This is a genomic window from Hyphococcus sp., from assembly GCF_965267305.1.
Taxonomy (GTDB): Bacteria; Pseudomonadota; Alphaproteobacteria; order Caulobacterales; family Parvularculaceae; genus Hyphococcus.
Map to the genome: position 1 here is coordinate 3,034,593 of NZ_OZ253945.1, position 15,083 is coordinate 3,049,675.

General features: G+C 60.8%; 13 protein-coding genes and 1 pseudogene. 6 read left to right on the plus strand and 8 right to left on the minus strand.

What is annotated here, in order from left to right; genetic code table 11:
- Positions 1-4 precede the first annotated feature (4 nt).
- The 3 genes from ACQY5P_RS14590 to ACQY5P_RS14600 form a co-directional block, all read right to left on the minus strand.
- A complete protein-coding gene (locus ACQY5P_RS14590) occupies positions 5-2,743 on the minus strand; it encodes a M16 family metallopeptidase (protein ID WP_428407600.1) in 2,739 nt (912 codons plus the stop codon).
- A gap of 147 nt (positions 2,744-2,890) precedes the next feature.
- Complete coding sequence (locus ACQY5P_RS14595; protein WP_428407601.1) at positions 2,891-3,460, minus strand: ActR/PrrA/RegA family redox response regulator transcription factor; 570 nt, start codon at positions 3,458-3,460, stop codon at positions 2,891-2,893.
- 70 nt (positions 3,461-3,530) lie between these two features.
- Entirely contained in the window at positions 3,531-4,877 is a 1,347-nt protein-coding gene (locus ACQY5P_RS14600) for an ActS/PrrB/RegB family redox-sensitive histidine kinase (RefSeq protein ID WP_428407602.1), read from the minus strand.
- 75 nt (positions 4,878-4,952) lie between these two features.
- Between ACQY5P_RS14600 and ACQY5P_RS14605 the strand changes: the two genes are divergently transcribed.
- Together ACQY5P_RS14605 and ACQY5P_RS14610 are read left to right on the plus strand one after the other, a co-directional pair.
- Positions 4,953-5,537: an SCO family protein gene (locus ACQY5P_RS14605; RefSeq protein ID WP_428407603.1), complete on the plus strand. Its 585-nt coding sequence runs from the start codon at positions 4,953-4,955 to the stop codon at positions 5,535-5,537.
- A 221-nt stretch (positions 5,538-5,758) separates the two neighbouring features.
- The gene (locus ACQY5P_RS14610) at positions 5,759-7,048 is read left to right on the plus strand and encodes a polyhydroxyalkanoate depolymerase (RefSeq protein WP_428407604.1); all 1,290 of its coding nucleotides are present in this window, start codon (positions 5,759-5,761) and stop codon (positions 7,046-7,048) included.
- A gap of 19 nt (positions 7,049-7,067) precedes the next feature.
- Here ACQY5P_RS14610 and ACQY5P_RS14615 read toward each other — a convergent pair.
- Positions 7,068-7,763: pseudogene (locus tag ACQY5P_RS14615) on the minus strand (NAD(P)-dependent oxidoreductase).
- Between the two features lie 6 nt (positions 7,764-7,769).
- Positions 7,770-8,150 carry a VOC family protein gene (locus ACQY5P_RS14620; RefSeq protein ID WP_428407605.1) on the minus strand — a complete coding sequence of 127 codons (381 nt, stop codon included), beginning with the start codon at positions 8,148-8,150 and terminating at the stop codon, positions 7,770-7,772.
- Positions 8,151-8,204: 54 nt separating this feature from the next.
- Here ACQY5P_RS14620 and polA point away from each other — a divergent pair, with 54 nt between their 5' ends.
- Positions 8,205-11,021 (plus strand): DNA polymerase I, encoded by a 2,817-nt coding sequence (gene polA / locus ACQY5P_RS14625; protein WP_428407606.1) that lies wholly within the window; start codon positions 8,205-8,207, stop codon positions 11,019-11,021.
- A gap of 93 nt (positions 11,022-11,114) precedes the next feature.
- Here the strand turns inward: polA and ACQY5P_RS14630 are convergent, their stop codons facing one another.
- Positions 11,115-11,261, minus strand: coding sequence for a hypothetical protein (locus ACQY5P_RS14630; RefSeq protein ID WP_428407607.1), 147 nt, complete (start codon positions 11,259-11,261; stop codon positions 11,115-11,117).
- A 225-nt stretch (positions 11,262-11,486) separates the two neighbouring features.
- On the opposite strand from ACQY5P_RS14630, the gene ACQY5P_RS14635 reads away from it, so the two are divergent.
- Entirely contained in the window at positions 11,487-12,020 is a 534-nt protein-coding gene (locus ACQY5P_RS14635; protein WP_428407608.1) for a methylated-DNA--[protein]-cysteine S-methyltransferase, read from the plus strand.
- A 37-nt stretch (positions 12,021-12,057) separates the two neighbouring features.
- Here ACQY5P_RS14635 and ACQY5P_RS14640 read toward each other — a convergent pair whose 3' ends face one another.
- Positions 12,058-12,441, minus strand: coding sequence for a DUF7668 domain-containing protein (locus ACQY5P_RS14640; protein WP_428407609.1), 384 nt, complete (start codon positions 12,439-12,441; stop codon positions 12,058-12,060).
- A 48-nt stretch (positions 12,442-12,489) separates the two neighbouring features.
- Positions 12,490-13,407 (minus strand): zinc metalloprotease HtpX, encoded by a 918-nt coding sequence (gene htpX, locus ACQY5P_RS14645; RefSeq protein WP_428407610.1) that lies wholly within the window; start codon positions 13,405-13,407, stop codon positions 12,490-12,492.
- A gap of 69 nt (positions 13,408-13,476) precedes the next feature.
- Between htpX and ACQY5P_RS14650 the strand changes: the two genes are divergently transcribed.
- Together ACQY5P_RS14650 and ACQY5P_RS14655 are read left to right on the plus strand one after the other, a co-directional pair.
- Complete coding sequence (locus ACQY5P_RS14650; RefSeq protein WP_428407611.1) at positions 13,477-13,668, plus strand: DUF1674 domain-containing protein; 192 nt, start codon at positions 13,477-13,479, stop codon at positions 13,666-13,668.
- Positions 13,669-13,788: 120 nt separating this feature from the next.
- A complete protein-coding gene (locus ACQY5P_RS14655; RefSeq protein ID WP_428407612.1) occupies positions 13,789-14,991 on the plus strand; it encodes a hypothetical protein in 1,203 nt (400 codons plus the stop codon).
- Positions 14,992-15,083: the final 92 nt, after the last annotated feature.

The window sequence follows — 15,083 nt, forward strand, 5'->3', positions numbered from 1 at the left end:
GCTTCTAGAGATCGCTGGCGCTCATGACTTCGATGGGGCCGAGATTGAGGGAGCGCACGCCCGCCTCGATCTCAGCGCGGTCGCCGACAATCACCCAGACAAGGCTTTCAGGGTGAACGACTTCGGCGGCGGCCGCCGTAATGTCGCCGATGGTGAGGGCCTCGTATTTATCCTTCACCGTCGCCGGATAATTCCACGGCCGGCCGTAGCGCGCGCTTGCCGTGAGGCTGCCGAGCACGTCGCCCGAGGTTTCGAAAGAGCCCGGCAGAGAGCGGACATTGTTGAGGACCGTGCGCTGAAGCTCCGCCGCCGTCGCCGGCTGCGTCGTCTTGTAGGCGTTCAGTTCTTTCAAAAGCTCCTGCAGAGATTCTTTTGTCTTATCGGTCTGCACCGGCGCATAGACCATGTAGGGCCGCTGGCCTTTCGCGCCTTGCAGGAAGGTGTAGGCGCCGTAGGCCCAGCCTTTGTCTTCGCGAAGATTCATGTTCACCCGCGCGGAGAACTGGCCGCCGATGATGTCGTTCATCGCATTGATGGCGATCTCGTCGGGCGCATTCGACGGCGGCGCCACATGAGCTGCGAGAATAAGCGACTGCGGCGAGCCCGGCTTGTCCACGAGGATCACTTTGCCTTTGGCCGGACGCTCGACTTGCGCGACGTTTTTCTGAGGCACCGGCGAAGACGGCGCGGACCAGCGGCTAAACGCCGATTCAAGCATAGGCTTGATTTCGCCCATGGTCGTGTCGCCGACAACGAAGATCGTTGCATTGTCGGGCCGCATCCATTTGTCATGGAAGCTGACGAGATCGTCTCGGGTGAGGGAGTTGATGGACTCAACCGTGCCTGAGCCCGTCAGCGGCACGGCGTAAGCATGGCCGTCGCCATAGATTTGCGGCGGCAGGAGACGCAGCGCGAGCTGCACCGGATTGGCTTTTTCCTGCTCGATGGCGGCGAGCCATCGTCCACGCAGCTTGTCGATTTCCGACTGCTCGAAAGAGGGATTGCGGATGACGTCGGCGAGAATGTCGAGCGACGGGCGCAAATTCTCTTTCAGCGCCGACAGGGTCACGCTGTTGACGTCGAGATTGGCGCCGGAGCCGAGAACTGCGCCCAGCGCTTCAAGTTCTTCGGCGATGTCCGAAGCGGATCGCCGCGCCGTGCCTTCATCGAGCATGGAGGCCGCAAAGGACGACGCGCCGAGCTTGCCGCCCTCGACTGAGTCCGCCGCGTAACCGGCGTCGAACTGCACCGCCATTTCAACGAGCGGCATGGTGTGGCGCTCGGCGAGCACGACTTTAACGCCGTTCGAGAGCGTTGTTTCCTGCACGTCCGGGAAAACGAGGTCCGGCGTTGTCGTCACGGCGGGGAGGCCGGTGGAGCGGTCAACCGTCGACGCGGTTGTCGAATATTCCGGGAACGGAAGAACGTCGAGCTGGTAGTAGCCTGCGGACATGACGTCGCGCGCGGCGGCGAGCACGTCCTTCGGGGTCGCCGCTTCCAGCCATTCAAGCTGCGTCAGGATGAAGCCGGGATCGTCGGCGTAAAGCGCGCCCTGGGCGAGCGCCGTCGCCTTGCCGCCGAAGCCGCCGATTTCTTCAAGACCGCGCAACACTTCCGCCTTGATGCTGGTCTTGGCGCGCGAGAGCTCCGCCGGGGTCGGCCCCTTGGCGAGGAAGTCCGCGATGACGGCTTCCATTTCGCGCTCGACTTCCGCGCGGTCGGCGTCGGCTTTTGCGTCCACTGTGACGGAATAAAAGCTCAACAGCTCCTGATCCTGATTGTTGGCGGTGGCGGAGGTGGCGATCTGGAGATCGTCGATCAGATGCTTGTAAAGACGCGAGGTTTTGCCGCCGCCGAGCACCTGCGCGGCGAGTTCGAGCAGAACGGCTTCGCGCGTCGTGCGGCCGGGCGCGACCCAGTTGCGGTCAAGACGTGGCTGGGGCACGCGATCATACATGACTTCGCGTTTGTTGACCTCGAGCTTCGGCGCGTTGGCCTTGGTCTGCGTCACCGGTGGGCCGGCGGGAATGTCGCCGAAATATTTCTCAACGAGCGCTTTGCCGGTTTCCCCGTCGATGTCGCCGGCGAGCACCAGAACCGCATTCGCCGCGCCATAGTAATCCTTGAACCACTGTTTCGCGGTTTCGAGCGATGCAGCTTCGAGGTCTTCCATGGAGCCGATGGTGGAGTGGCTGTAGGGATGGCCCGCGGGAAGAAGGCCGGCCAGCGTCGCATATTCCATGCGCCCGTAAGGCTGGTTGTCGCCCTGGCGTTTTTCGTTCTGAACGACGCCGCGCTGCTCATCGAGTTTCTCTTGCGTCAGCGCGCCGAGAAGATGGCCCATGCGATCGGATTCCATCCACAGAACGCGTTCGAGCGCGGTTGTCGGCACGGTTTGGAAATAGTTGGTGCGGTCGAACCAGGTCGTGCCGTTAAGCCCGGTAGCGCCGACTTCTTCGAGCGGCCCGAACCAGTCGTCGTCGAAATTCTCGGACCCGTTGAACATGATGTGTTCGAAGAGGTGCGCAAAGCCTGTCTTGCCTTGCGGCTCGTCTTTCGAGCCCACATGATACCAGATGGAGACCGCAACCAGCGGCGCCTTGCGGTCCTCATGGACGATGAGCTTCAGGCCGTTGTCGAGCGTGAACTCTTCATAGGGAAGATCGATATCGGCGGCGGGTGCGGCCAAGGGCGCGAGCGCCAGCATGGCGGCGCCGGCGAGCATGGGCAGGAAATGACGCATGAAAGACCCCTTCTGGAAATTGTCTTATTGCCGTTTTTGGCAATTGGAGGCGCAAAGGGCAAATCCTAATGACGTCCGCGCCTGTCGGTTCGCCGCTAAAGGCGCACGCTTTGCCGCATGTCAGAGGCGGTAAACGGGGATTTAAGCCTATTTCGGCGCGCGTTTGGCGAGGATGCGCTGCAGCGTCCGGCGGTGCATGCCGAGGCGCCGCGCGGTCTCCGAAACATTGTGGTCGCAGAGTTCATATACGCGCTGGATATGCTCCCAGCGCACCCGGTCCGCGGACATCGGGTTCTCCGGCGGCGCGGGGCGCTCGCCCGGACGCGCCAGCAGCGCCTTTTCCACATCGTCCGCATCCGCCGGTTTCGAGAGATAATCGATGGCGCCGGCTTTCACGGCGGCGACGGCGGTGGCGATGTTGCCATAGCCCGTCAGCATCACTACGCGGCAATCGTCGCGCTTCTGGCGGATGCGCTCAACCACCTGGAGGCCATCGCCGTCTTCAAGGCGAAGATCGACCACGGCGAAAGCCGGCGGGATGTCCTTGATCATAGTTTCGGCGTCGGAAACCCCGGCCGCGAGGATCGGCTGGAAGCCGCGTTTTTCAAGCGCGCGGCCGAGCCTCGTGCGGAACGGCTCGTCATCGTCGACAATGAGCAGCGTCGCATCCTCAGGCAGGGATTGATCGTCGGCGCGGGCTTCATCGAGATGGGTCATTAGGTCTACCGTAAGGCGGGATGCGATCACTGAAATATCCGCCCCATAAATGCGCTTTTTCGCGCGGATTTCAAGCAATTAGGCCAGAAGATCGCCCGTTGAGGGCCCATTCCGCCTGAACCCATGCGCCATTGCTATTACGATCATGACCGGCAATTGGACGATTATCGAAGCGGATCGCCGCGCCGCTCGATTCCAGAAGGGTTTTCGCGATGAAGAAACCGAGCCCGAGACCCGTTTTGCCGCCCCGCGCGCTCACATAAGGCTCGCCGAGACGGGTCAGGACCTCCGAGGAAAAGCCCGGCCCGTCGTCATGAACGCTGACGGCAAGACGCTCCGCCGTCCATTCGGCCCGGATGAGGACATGGCCACGCGCATAACCGGCGGCGTTTTCGATGAAATTCCGCAGGCCGAAAATGATCTCCGGGCGGCGTTTCAGGACCGGCGCCGGCGCGCCGTCGAGACTTTTCGTTTCAATCCGGATCAAGGGGCCGCCCGGCTGGTCGAGAAACGGGCCCGCCGCTTCGCGCAAGAGCGCATCGACGCCGAGCCTGTCATGCATCAGATCGCCAGCGTCGCCATGGCGCGACAGTCGTCCCAGAATGTCGCGGCAGCGTTCGGCCTGGCTGACCAGCAGCGCCGCGTCATCGATCAGGTCGTCTTCTTCAGGATAGGCGCGCTTGAAGTCACGCAGCATTTCTTTCGCCGTCACCTGAATGGTGGCGAGGGGCGTGCCCAGTTCATGCGCCGCCGCGGCGGCAAGGCCGCCCAGCGCGGTCAGCCGTTCCTCGCGCGCCAGCACCAGTTGCGTTGCGGCGAGCGCGGAGCGCATCTGCGCCGACTCCGCCGCGATGCGATGCGCATAGGCGGCGAAGAATGCGATGGAAAATGTCAGCGCCGCCCAGACGCCAGCCTTGTAAACCGGAGCGAGATCGAATGTTTCATCCGCATACCAAGGAATCGGCATGTGCTGTATGGCGAGGAGGCTGACGCCGGCTATGGCGAGGGCCGCAATGCCGATGGTGAAGCGCAAGGGCAGAACGCTTGCGGCGATGGTCACCGGCGCAATAATCAGCGCCGAAAACGGGTTCTGAATGCCGCCGGTGAAAAACAGAAGCGCGCAAAGCTGAATGATGTCGAACGCGATATAGGCCGCCGCTTCACGGTCGGAGAGAAAACGCTGCGGCGAAAATCTCAGGATCGTAAACAGATTGAGCCAGGCGCTCGCCGCAATGGCGGCGAGACAAAGCCCCAGCGGCGTCTGAAATCCAAGCGCGAAATGCACGATCACAATCGCCAGGGACTGGCCGAAAACGGCGAGCCAGCGCAGCGCCGTCAGGGTCCTGAGGCGCACCGGTCCGCGCAGCGCGTTCAGCGCGTCCTGGGCGGCCTGACTTTCGGCGAAGGCGTGCGGCATTACGCGCTTTTACCTTGCATGCCCTTTGAAAGGAAAGCTGCTAAAGGAAGCGCCACCGTCGATTTGGAGGCCGCCATGATCCGTTACCTTGCGCCCGCGCTGTTGCTTCTTGCCGCCGCCTGCGGCGGCGAGCCCGAGGCGGCGATCCCGACCGAGGGCGTCATCGCTCTCTCCGATCAGTTCACGGGCGAGTTCGATCTTGTGAACAAGGATGGCGAGCGGGTCACCGATCAGGATTTCCAAGGCAAGGTGCGGCTCGTTTATTTCGGCTTCACCAATTGCCCCGATGTCTGCCCCGGCGATGTCGGCGTCATGAGCGCGGCGCTCAACGAACTCGGCGACAATGCGGATGAAGTCGCGCCGATCTTCATTTCCGTCGATCCGGAGCGCGACACGCCCCAGGCGCTGACCGATTATTTCGCCTTTGACGGGCGGATCGTTCCGCTCACAGGCTCGGTCGAGGCGGCGAAGGCGGCGCGCAACGCATTCAAACTGGTGGCCCAGAAGGAGACGCTGCCCGACAGCGCTCTTGGCTACACGGTCAATCACGGCCGGTTTTTCTACATTGTCGACCGTAAAGGCCAGCCCCAGCACGCCGTGGTTGGCGGCCTCAGCCCCCAGGAACTCGCCGCTCTTTTGCGCCGCGAAATCCGCAAATAGGCTGTCGGCCGGCCGCTTTATTTTATAAAACAGTATGTTGCGCGCAGCCTTCCCATGCCTGTGGAAGGTTGCGAAAATGTCATAAATGATTGATTTTCCCCTGCGACCGGGCGCATAGTCCGGGCTCTTTAAACTTTTGCGCACTTTTTGTGCTATGCAGCATAAAATGGGTATGATGGGCATCTAACGCCCGCAGTAGAGTCAGGACGCGCCGCACCCCCATGTTGTACACCGCTTACGAGCTTGCTTACGCCGCGGTTGCGCCTGCGCGCATCGCCGCCGGCATGGGCGCCAGATTCTGGCGTTCGCCTTACAACCCCGCCGCCGAGAGCTGGTTCGGGCGCTCCGCCGCCGCCGCGCTAGATGTCTTTGAAAATGTCATGCGCCGTTATCCAAAACCGGAATGGGGTCTCGACTCCACGGTCGTCAACGGGGTTGAAGTCCCGCTCGTCATTCGCGAAGCGGTGAAAGAGGATTTCTGCACGCTCCTGCATTTCGAGCGTGACGCGGACGCCCTGGCCAAGGCGAAAGGCAAAGACGCAGAGCCCGATCCGAAAGTGCTGATTGTCGCGCCCCTGTCCGGCCATTATGCGACGCTGCTGCGCGGCACGGTCGAGGCGATGCTTCCCGGTCACGATGTCTACATCACCGACTGGGCCGATGCGCGCCATGTGCCGCTCTCGGCAGGGCGCTTCGATCTTAACGATTACATCGATTACCTGATCGGCTTTATACGGAAGATCGGCCCCGGGACGCACGCCATGGCCGTGTGCCAGCCGGGCCCGGCGCTTCTCGCCGCAGCGGCGGTGATGGCGGAGGACAACGATCCCCTGCGTCCCGCCTCGATCACCCTGATGGGGAGCCCCATCGACACGCGCCGCTCGCCCACCGTGCCGAACCAGTTATCTCAGGAGCGCCCGCTACACTGGTTCGAACAGAACATGATTTACACCGTGCCCGCGCCTTACGCCGGCGCCATGCGCCGCGTCTATCCGGGCTTCGTGCAGCTCTATTCGTTCCTGTCGATGAATTCCGACCGCCATGTGAACGCGCATTACGATTATTTCCAGCACCTTGTGGACGGCGACGGCGACAGCGCGGAAAAACACCGCAATTTCTATGACGAATATCTCTCCGTACTCGACATGACGGAAGAGTTTTACATCCAGACCATTCGGGAAGTGTTTCAGGAACATTCCCTGCCCGAAGGCAAGTTCATGCATCACGGCCGCCGTGTGAAACCGGAAGCGATCACCGACATCGGGCTGATGACGGTGGAAGGCGAGAACGACGACATTTCCGGCATTGGCCAGACCCAGGCCGCGCATGATCTGTGCACCAGCATTCCAGACGCTCTGAAGCTCGACTACATCCAGCCCAATGTGGGCCATTACGGCGTCTTCAACGGCTCGCGCTGGCGTTCCGAGATTCAGCCGCGCGTTGCGGACTTCATGCGAATGGCGGCGAAGGAAGCGGCGAAACGCGAAGACCTAAAAGCCGCGGCGGAATAATCCGAAAACGCTGAAGCGCTTATGACTGCGCGAGAGCCGGTGCGTGGGCCAGAGCCGAAGGCGACTGACAGCCGACAATGGCCGGCGCCTCGTGAATAAGTCTGTCGTCGGTGAGCGCCTCGACCATGAAGAGCGCGAAATCGATGCGCCGGGTCAGGTTGCTTTCGAGAATCGGATCGCCCACATGGCGGCTCCAGAGAGGAAGCCCCTGGCTCTCGCCTTATTCCAGATCGCTGCCGCGCACCACCGTCCATTTTTTGTCGCTGGCGAAGATGCGCCGGCAGGCTTCCACCTGATCGCCGATATCCACCATACGCAGCATTTTCGCGATCCACGCGACGACGGCGAGGATAAGTTTGAAGCGCTTTGAATAAACGTCTTTGCCGTCCTTGGTGATGTGCCAGCCGCAGGAAAAGATGAGCCGCGCCTCGGGCGCTGCGAAGTCGAGCACCGCCTGCGCCGTGCCCGACGCATAGTCGTCAACGCCCCAGGGCGCGAGAACGGTCAAGACGCCGTCGCATCCTGCGACAGCGCGGCGAATCACATCGCGGTCGTTCGTCCTGCCGGGAATAATCGTGATGCGGTCCTTGAAAGCGTCAAGCTTGCCGACGCTCTCCTCGCGGCAGACGCCGACGACCTCGTAGCCGCGGTCAAGCGCATGACGCGTCATATACTGGCCGAGTTTCCCCGACGCGCCGACAATGCAGACTTTCATGAAGCGTTACTTCGCCTTCGACAAAAACGCGATGGGCAAGCCTCCGGCGCCTTCGAGATAATAGATGCGCTCGCCGTGGGCGTCGTCGGGACCTTTGACGTCGAGGCCGTTTTTCTTTGCTCGTTCTGCATATGCGTCGGCGTCATCGACGACGATCTGCAGCATGGTCATTTCCGGCATCTGTTCGCCCGCGGCCCAGAGCTCGATCCAGCTTCCAAGGCCCTCTCTCGCGCCTTCATCCACGGGAAAGACGGCGCCGGAAAACCCGTCGCTTTGCCCGAGATCCATCGGCGTCAGGCCAAGCCCGTTTTCCCCAAGGAGGTCCGCGACGGCTTTCGCGTCATCGGCGTGGGCGACTTTGCAGAACCGGATGCCTAGAACTTTCATCGACGATCTCCTATTTGGGGCGGACCCAACGGCCCGAAAGGAACGCTACGACAAATGGCGGCGAAATCCAAAAGCGCAAAGCGCCTCTATCTGGTGGACGGCTCTTCCTACATTTTCAGGGCCTATCATGCGCTGCCGCCTTTGACACGCAAATCCGACGGCCTGCCCGTGGGCGCGGTCTCCGGTTTCTGCAACATGCTCTACAAGCTTTTGACCGACATGCAGGACGAGCATGATCCGACGCATTTCGCCGTCATCTTCGATTATTCGGCGAAGACCTTCCGCAACGAAATTTATCCTGAATATAAAGCGCATCGCCCCGAGCCGCCGGAGGATCTGCGCCCGCAATTTCCGCTGGTGCGCGACGCGACCCGCGCCTTTAACGTCCCTTGCATCGAGATTGAGGGCTATGAGGCCGACGATCTCATCTGCACCTACGCCAAACAGGTCGAAGCCGAAGGCGGCGAGGTGGTCATTATCTCCTCCGACAAGGATCTGATGCAACTCGTCTCCGACCGCGTCTCCATGTTCGACACGATGAAGAACAAGATGATCGGCCGCGCGGAAGTGATCGAGAAATTCGGACTCGGTCCCGAACATGTGGTGGACATTCAGGCGCTGGCCGGGGATTCGACCGACAACGTTCCCGGCGTGCCGGGGATCGGGATCAAGACGGCGGCGCAACTGATCGAGGAGTATGGCGATCTTGAAACGCTGCTGTCGCGCGCCGAAGAGATCAAACAGAAAAAGCGCCGGGAAAATCTGATCGAATTCGCCGACCAGGCGCGCATTTCAAGACGTCTTGTGGAGCTCGACTGCAATGTGCCGCTGGTCGAGCATGTGGATGACTTCGTCATGCGTCCCATCGACAAGGACAAGCTCCTGACGTTCCTCAAGGAGATGGAGTTCTCCACGCTGACGCGCCGGGTCGAGGCTGATCTCGGCGGGGCCGCGTCTGGCGCATCCGCATCGGCGCCCGCCGCAGCGCCGGTAAACTCGGCAGGCGAGGCCGATTACGAAACGGTCTACGATGAAGCGGCCCTGAAACGCTGGATCGCCGATGCGATGGAGCGCGGCGTTGTCGCCGTCGATACGGAAACCACGAGCCTCAACGCCATGCAGGCGCATCTCTGCGGCGTTTCGCTGTCAACGCGCGCGGGCCGCGCCTGTTACATCCCGCTGGCGCATGGAAAAGCTGTGGGGAATGGCGGGCTCTTCGACGATCAGGATGGTTCAACGGATGAGGATGCGGCGAAACAGATGCCGCTCGAAAAAGCGCTGGCCTTGCTGAAGCCCATACTCGAAGACGAAAGCGTTCTGAAAGTCGGGCAGAATCTCAAATACGACGTGCTGGTCTTATCGCGCTACGGGATCGATGTGGCGCCGTTCGACGACACGATGCTCATGTCCTACGCCCTCGATTGCGGCAAGGGCGGGCACGGCATGGACGAACTCGCCAAGCGCCATCTCGATTATGAGACGATCAAATTTTCCGATGTGGCTGGCACGGGCAAAAAAGCGAAGACGTTCGATCAGGTGCCTATCAAGGAAGCGGCGAAATACGCCGCCGAGGACGCCGACATCACCTTCCGCCTGTGGGAGCTCCTGAAGCCGCGCCTTGCCGCCGAAGGCAAGGCGACGGTTTACGAAACGCTCGAACGCCCGCTCGCGCCGGTGATCGTCGCCATGGAGCGCGAAGGCGTTAAAATCGACAAGAACGTGCTGTCGCGCCTTTCCTCCGATTTTGCGCAACGCATGGCGGCGGCGGAAGCAGAAGCCTATGAACTTGCGGGCGAAGAGTTCAATCTCGGTTCGCCGAAACAGATTTCGGACATTCTCTTCGGCAAGTTGGGTCTGCCCGGCGGCAAGAAAACCGCGAAAGGCGCCTGGTCCACCAAGGCCGATGTTCTTGAGCAACTCGCGGCGGAGGGCCATCCCCTGCCGCAGGTGCTCTTGCAATGGCGCGGTCTCTCGAAACTGAAAAGCACTTATACGGACTCACTGCCGCTCGAAATCAATCCCGAGACCGGGCGCGTTCACACCTCTTATGCGTTGGCGTCGACGACGACGGGCCGGCTTTCGTCAAACGAACCCAACCTCCAGAACATTCCCATACGGACGGAAGACGGCCGCAAGATCAGAACCGCCTTCATTCATGAAAAAGGCAATATCCTCATCTCCGCCGACTACAGCCAGATCGAGCTGCGGTTGGTGGCGCATATCGCCGATTTGAAATCCATGAAGCAGGCTTTCGCGGATGGCGTCGACATTCACGCCATGACGGCGTCTGAAATGTTCAACACACCCGTTGAAGGCATGGACCCGATGATCCGCCGCCGGGCGAAAGCGATCAATTTCGGCATCATTTACGGCATTTCCGCTTTCGGGCTCGCCAACCAGCTCGGCATTTCCCGCAGCGAGGCGAAGGACTATATCGACGCCTATTTCAAGAAATTTCCCGGCATTCGTCAGTATATGGACGACACGATCGCCTCGGCGAAGGCGCAAGGCTATGTCGAGACGATTTTCGGCCGGCGCACCTATGTGGGCGGCATCAACGACAAGAACCCGGCGATGCGCGGCTATTCGGAGCGCCAGGCGATCAACGCGCCGATTCAGGGCGCGGCCGCTGACGTCATCCGCCGCGCGATGATCCGCATGCCGTCCGCCCTGAAACAAGCGCGGTTGAATGCGAAAATGCTGCTCCAGGTGCATGACGAACTCATCTTCGAATGCCCGAAGGAGGAGGCCGACAAGACCTGCGAAATCGTCGCCGATGTGATGATGGGCGCGCCGGCGCCGGCGGTGAATTTATCGGTGCCGTTAGTGGTCGAGGCGCGCGCCGGCAAGAACTGGGACGAGGCGCATTAGAGCGTGTCGCGCATCAGTGGTTGCCGGTTATGCGCAAACGACACGCGTAAAAAAACTAAAGCATGCCGGCTGAATTAAATTGAGAGGCTTGCTTTAGCCGCCGGCAGCGGGATTTGTTGAGGCGGTCTGCTGCGACGGCGTCTGCGGCGCAGAAGCGTCCTTCGGCTTGCCGGGCATGGAAATCAGCGCCAGCGCCAGAAACGCCAGACCAAACAGAATGCTCTCGAACTCGACTTTCATTACGCAACCCCCATTGCGGGACACAACTCATCTCGCACCCGCACAATACACGCCGCATGTGCAAAATCCATGACAAAAGTCTGCCAAGCGACAATTTGAAGAAGGCCATTTTACAACAATAGGTTGTGCATCTTCAGCCGGCCTCGTCTGAAAATCGCTTTCACACTGTCTTGCAAACGCAGGAAGCGGGCGGCGGTTGCATCGGGTCCATGTTAATTTCAGCACATGAGCGATTTTTCTTATGTGCTGTTCGACACAGTTCTCGGCCGCTGCGGCGTCGCCTGGGGGCCGAAAGGCGTGCGCGCGGTGAGTTTTGCGGAGGCGAGCGATGAGGCCACGATAAAACGCCTCATGCGCCGGGCGCCCGGCGCCGTAGAGGCTGCGCCGCCGGGTGAAATTGCGGCGCTGATCCAAGACATAAGGGCGCTGTTTGAGGGGGAGCGCCGCGATCTCTCCCATGCGCCCCTCGACTGGGACGGCGTCGGCGCGTTCGAGCGCGAGGTCTATGAACTGTCGCTGAAGATCAATCCCGGCGAAGCGAAAACCTATGGCGATCTTGCAAAAGCGCTCGGCGATGTCGCGCAGTCGCGGCGCGTCGGGCAGGCGCTTGGGCGCAATCCGTTTCCCATCGTCGTTCCCTGTCACCGCATCGTCGGAGCATCGGGCGCCATGACGGGGTTTTCGGCACCCGGCGGCGCGGAACTCAAACGAAAGCTCTTAAAGATTGAAGGCGCGATCGGCCCGGATTTGTTTGATTAAGAGTCATGGCTGCAGCTTAATATCTGCAGCTCTGAAATTACGGAACGTAGATTAGTCCCGGCTTGATAATATACTGATTGCCGCTTTCGCGAACTTTGGCATGCAGAACCAGGTCGCTGGTTTCACCGTATGAAGTTGAAAGGTCGACTAATACGTCCCAATAACCGTCCATCCAGATATATATGGACGTAGCCCAACTATGTTCAGCAAGAGGTCCAATCGGATCTGGGTAGTCCTTAATATTTTGACGATTTATTTTCGCTTCATCGGACGCAATTGGATCAACGACAATAGCGTCAACTGCGGTAGGAGGTTCACTCTCCTGAACGAAAGAATCAACGATCTGTTTTAATGCTGAACGCCATATCACAGGGACAGGAAGTTCCCTTTCTTCATCTTTAAGAACGACATTTTGATTCATTAATAGACGATACGCTGGATCGTAATTTTCTGTCCAGAATGAATTTTCCTAACCCCACGGCCCCTTCCGCTGTCCCTCAAACGGCGAGGGGCCTTCGGGATCGAGACGCAGCGAGGCGCCTTTCCCCGCCATCTGCATCAGCCGGTCGATGCGGTTCTGGGTTCCCGGGTGCGTGGAGAAAAGATTGTCCGCACCGCGGCCTGAGAGCGGGTTGATGATCATCAACTGGCCGGTTTCCGGATGGCGCTCCGCGGTCATGTTGGGAATTTGCGCGGCGCCGTTTGAGATTTTGGCGAGCGCCGAGGCGAGCCATTCGGGATGGCCGCAGATTTCCGCGCCCATGCGGTCGGCTTCATATTCGCGGCCGCGGCTGATCGCCATCTGGACGAGGGCCGCCGCCATGGGCGCGAAAATCATGATGGCGATCGCGCCAATGAGGCCGCCGCCATTATTGCGGTTGCCGCCGAAGAACATGGCGAAATTGGCGAGCATGGTGATGGCGCCCGCGATGGTCGCCGTCACGGTCATGGTCAGCGTGTCGCGGTTTTTCACATGCGCAAGCTCATGCGCCATGACGCCCGCGACTTCCTGTTCGCTGAGCATGCGTAGGAGGCCGGTGGTCGCGGCGACGGCGGCGTTTTCAGGATTGCGGCCCGTGGCGAAGGCGTTGGGTTGCGGGTTGTCGATGATGTAGACCTTCGGCTTCGGCAGGCCCGCCCCGGCGGCGAGCTCGCGCACGGTTTGCGCGTAGCGGCGCACCGCGCCGGAGCCGTGGCTCTCGTCGACCTCCTGCGCCTTGTACATGCGCAGGACCATCTTGTCTGAATTCCAGTAAGCGAAAAGGTTCGTGCCCGCTGCAAAGAGGAAGGCGAGCATCATCCCGCCGGCGCCGCCGACCATATAGCCGACGCCCATGAAAAGCGCGGTCAACGCCGCAAGCAGCATGCCGGTGCGTAACGTGTTCATCAAAGGGGCCTCTTCCTTCCCATCGCCGATAAGAGCCCCTATATGTGTCGCGGAAAGGCGCGCTTCAATATGGCTGACAACCCTGAAAACGCAGAGAAAAAGGACTTGCCGCCAGCAGCGCAGCGGGCGCTCGCCGAGGCGGAGGCCCGCCGGAAAGCCGCCGAAGCCGCAAAGCGTCCCAAAGAAATAGGCGGCCCGAAAGGCGAGGAGCCGACCCGCTATGGCGACTGGGAGCGCGGCGGCCGCGCCGTCGATTTTTAAGCCGCTCTTCACGAGACCTTGTCGGCCTGATGTTCTCACCGACCAAGTTTCGCCGCGCGCAAGATAGCGCCGCTGTTTTTTTCCGCATACGATTACCCCGTGCAAATCAGCGGAGGGGTGATGGCTTTTCGGGCGAGCGCGCTTGGCGCGGCGGCGGCGTTTCTGGCGGCGGGATGCGAGGCGGCCCCGGAAGGAAATAAGGGCGGTGGCGCGCTCGTTGATGTTAAGATGCAGCAGTTTACGGACCGTCCGATCCCTCGGTTCAAGGTAGACGCCGCCTGGCCCGACCTCCCTGACGATCTCATTCTCGGCCAGGTTCCGGGCCTCGCCGTGGATGGCGATGACAATATCTGGATTTTGCAGCGGCCGAACTCGCTCGGCTTTTCCGATAATGGGCTCGATCAGTCGCCGCCCATTGCGGTGTGCTGCCGCGCCGCGCCCCATGTGATGAAATTTTCTCAAGGCGGCGAGCTGCTCGACGCCTGGGGCGGGCCTGAGCATGCGCCGGATATTGATGGCGTCAGCCAGTGGCCCGCGAATGTGCACGGTCTTTATGTGGACGACGCGGACAGTGTCTGGATCGGCGGCAATGGCGAGGGCGATCATGTGGCGCTCAATTTCACCGCCGAAGGGGAATTCATCCGTGCAATCGGCCGCCGCAACGAAACCGCTGGCAATTTCGATCGTGCGACCCTCGGCAATCCCGCGGACATCGCGCCGGGCGGCGAGGGGGAGATCCTGATCGCCGACGGCTATATCAACAAGCGGATTATCGGCTTTGACGAAGCGGGCGAGTTCACGCGTTTCTGGGGCGCCTATGCCGTATCGCCGGACTATCAAACGCGTGAGGGCGCCTTCGATCAATCCCAGGCGTCCAGCAACGCTGATGGCGGCGCCGACCCAGAATCGAAAACATTCGGCGACATCGTGCACTGTGTCGTCAAAGGGCCGGACGAGCGCATCTATGTCTGCGACCGGCGCAACAACCGGTTGCAGGTTTTCGAGACAAACGATGCAGGCGAAACCGTTTTCGTTCAGGATATTGTCTTCGCGCCTGAAACCGGCGGCACACGGACGGTTTCCGATGTGGCGTTCTCGCCCGACAACGCCTTCATGTATGTCGCCGACATGATGAACGGCCAGGTCTGGATTCTCGACGCCAAGACCTATGAGTTTCTGGGCGCGGTGGGCCGCAATGGCCGCTATCCCGGCGAGTTCATCTGGCTCCACAGCGTCGAGGCGGACAGCGACGGCAATATCTATACGACGGAAGTCAACACCGGCCGGCGCGTCCAGAAATTCGTGTTTACGGGCGTCGAATAGGCTTTTCATCGCGCGCCCAGGGCGGGCTGACGCATGGCGCCTTGCCTAATGGGAGTTGCCCCCTCATCTTTTCGGGAAACCGGCGGTGAAAA

What these genes read in the sequence shown, in the direction of transcription:
- ACQY5P_RS14620 (WP_428407605.1), bottom strand. Translation starts at nt 8,150, where the DNA reads ATGAAAGTTCTAGGCATCCGGTTCTGCAAAGTCGCCCACGCCGATGAC.
- polA (WP_428407606.1), top strand. Translation starts at nt 8,205, where the DNA reads ATGGCGGCGAAATCCAAAAGCGCAAAGCGCCTCTATCTGGTGGACGGC.
- ACQY5P_RS14650 (WP_428407611.1), top strand. Translation starts at nt 13,477, where the DNA reads ATGGCTGACAACCCTGAAAACGCAGAGAAAAAGGACTTGCCGCCAGCA.
- ACQY5P_RS14635 (WP_428407608.1), top strand. Translation starts at nt 11,487, where the DNA reads ATGAGCGATTTTTCTTATGTGCTGTTCGACACAGTTCTCGGCCGCTGC.
- htpX (WP_428407610.1), bottom strand. Translation starts at nt 13,407, where the DNA reads ATGAACACGTTACGCACCGGCATGCTGCTTGCGGCGTTGACCGCGCTT.
- ACQY5P_RS14640 (WP_428407609.1), bottom strand. Translation starts at nt 12,441, where the DNA reads ATGAATCAAAATGTCGTTCTTAAAGATGAAGAAAGGGAACTTCCTGTC.
- ACQY5P_RS14630 (WP_428407607.1), bottom strand. Translation starts at nt 11,261, where the DNA reads ATGAAAGTCGAGTTCGAGAGCATTCTGTTTGGTCTGGCGTTTCTGGCG.
- ACQY5P_RS14655 (WP_428407612.1), top strand. Translation starts at nt 13,789, where the DNA reads ATGGCTTTTCGGGCGAGCGCGCTTGGCGCGGCGGCGGCGTTTCTGGCG.
- ACQY5P_RS14610 (WP_428407604.1), top strand. Translation starts at nt 5,759, where the DNA reads ATGTTGTACACCGCTTACGAGCTTGCTTACGCCGCGGTTGCGCCTGCG.
- ACQY5P_RS14600 (WP_428407602.1), bottom strand. Translation starts at nt 4,877, where the DNA reads ATGCCGCACGCCTTCGCCGAAAGTCAGGCCGCCCAGGACGCGCTGAAC.
- ACQY5P_RS14595 (WP_428407601.1), bottom strand. Translation starts at nt 3,460, where the DNA reads ATGACCCATCTCGATGAAGCCCGCGCCGACGATCAATCCCTGCCTGAG.
- ACQY5P_RS14590 (WP_428407600.1), bottom strand. Translation starts at nt 2,743, where the DNA reads ATGCGTCATTTCCTGCCCATGCTCGCCGGCGCCGCCATGCTGGCGCTC.
- ACQY5P_RS14605 (WP_428407603.1), top strand. Translation starts at nt 4,953, where the DNA reads ATGATCCGTTACCTTGCGCCCGCGCTGTTGCTTCTTGCCGCCGCCTGC.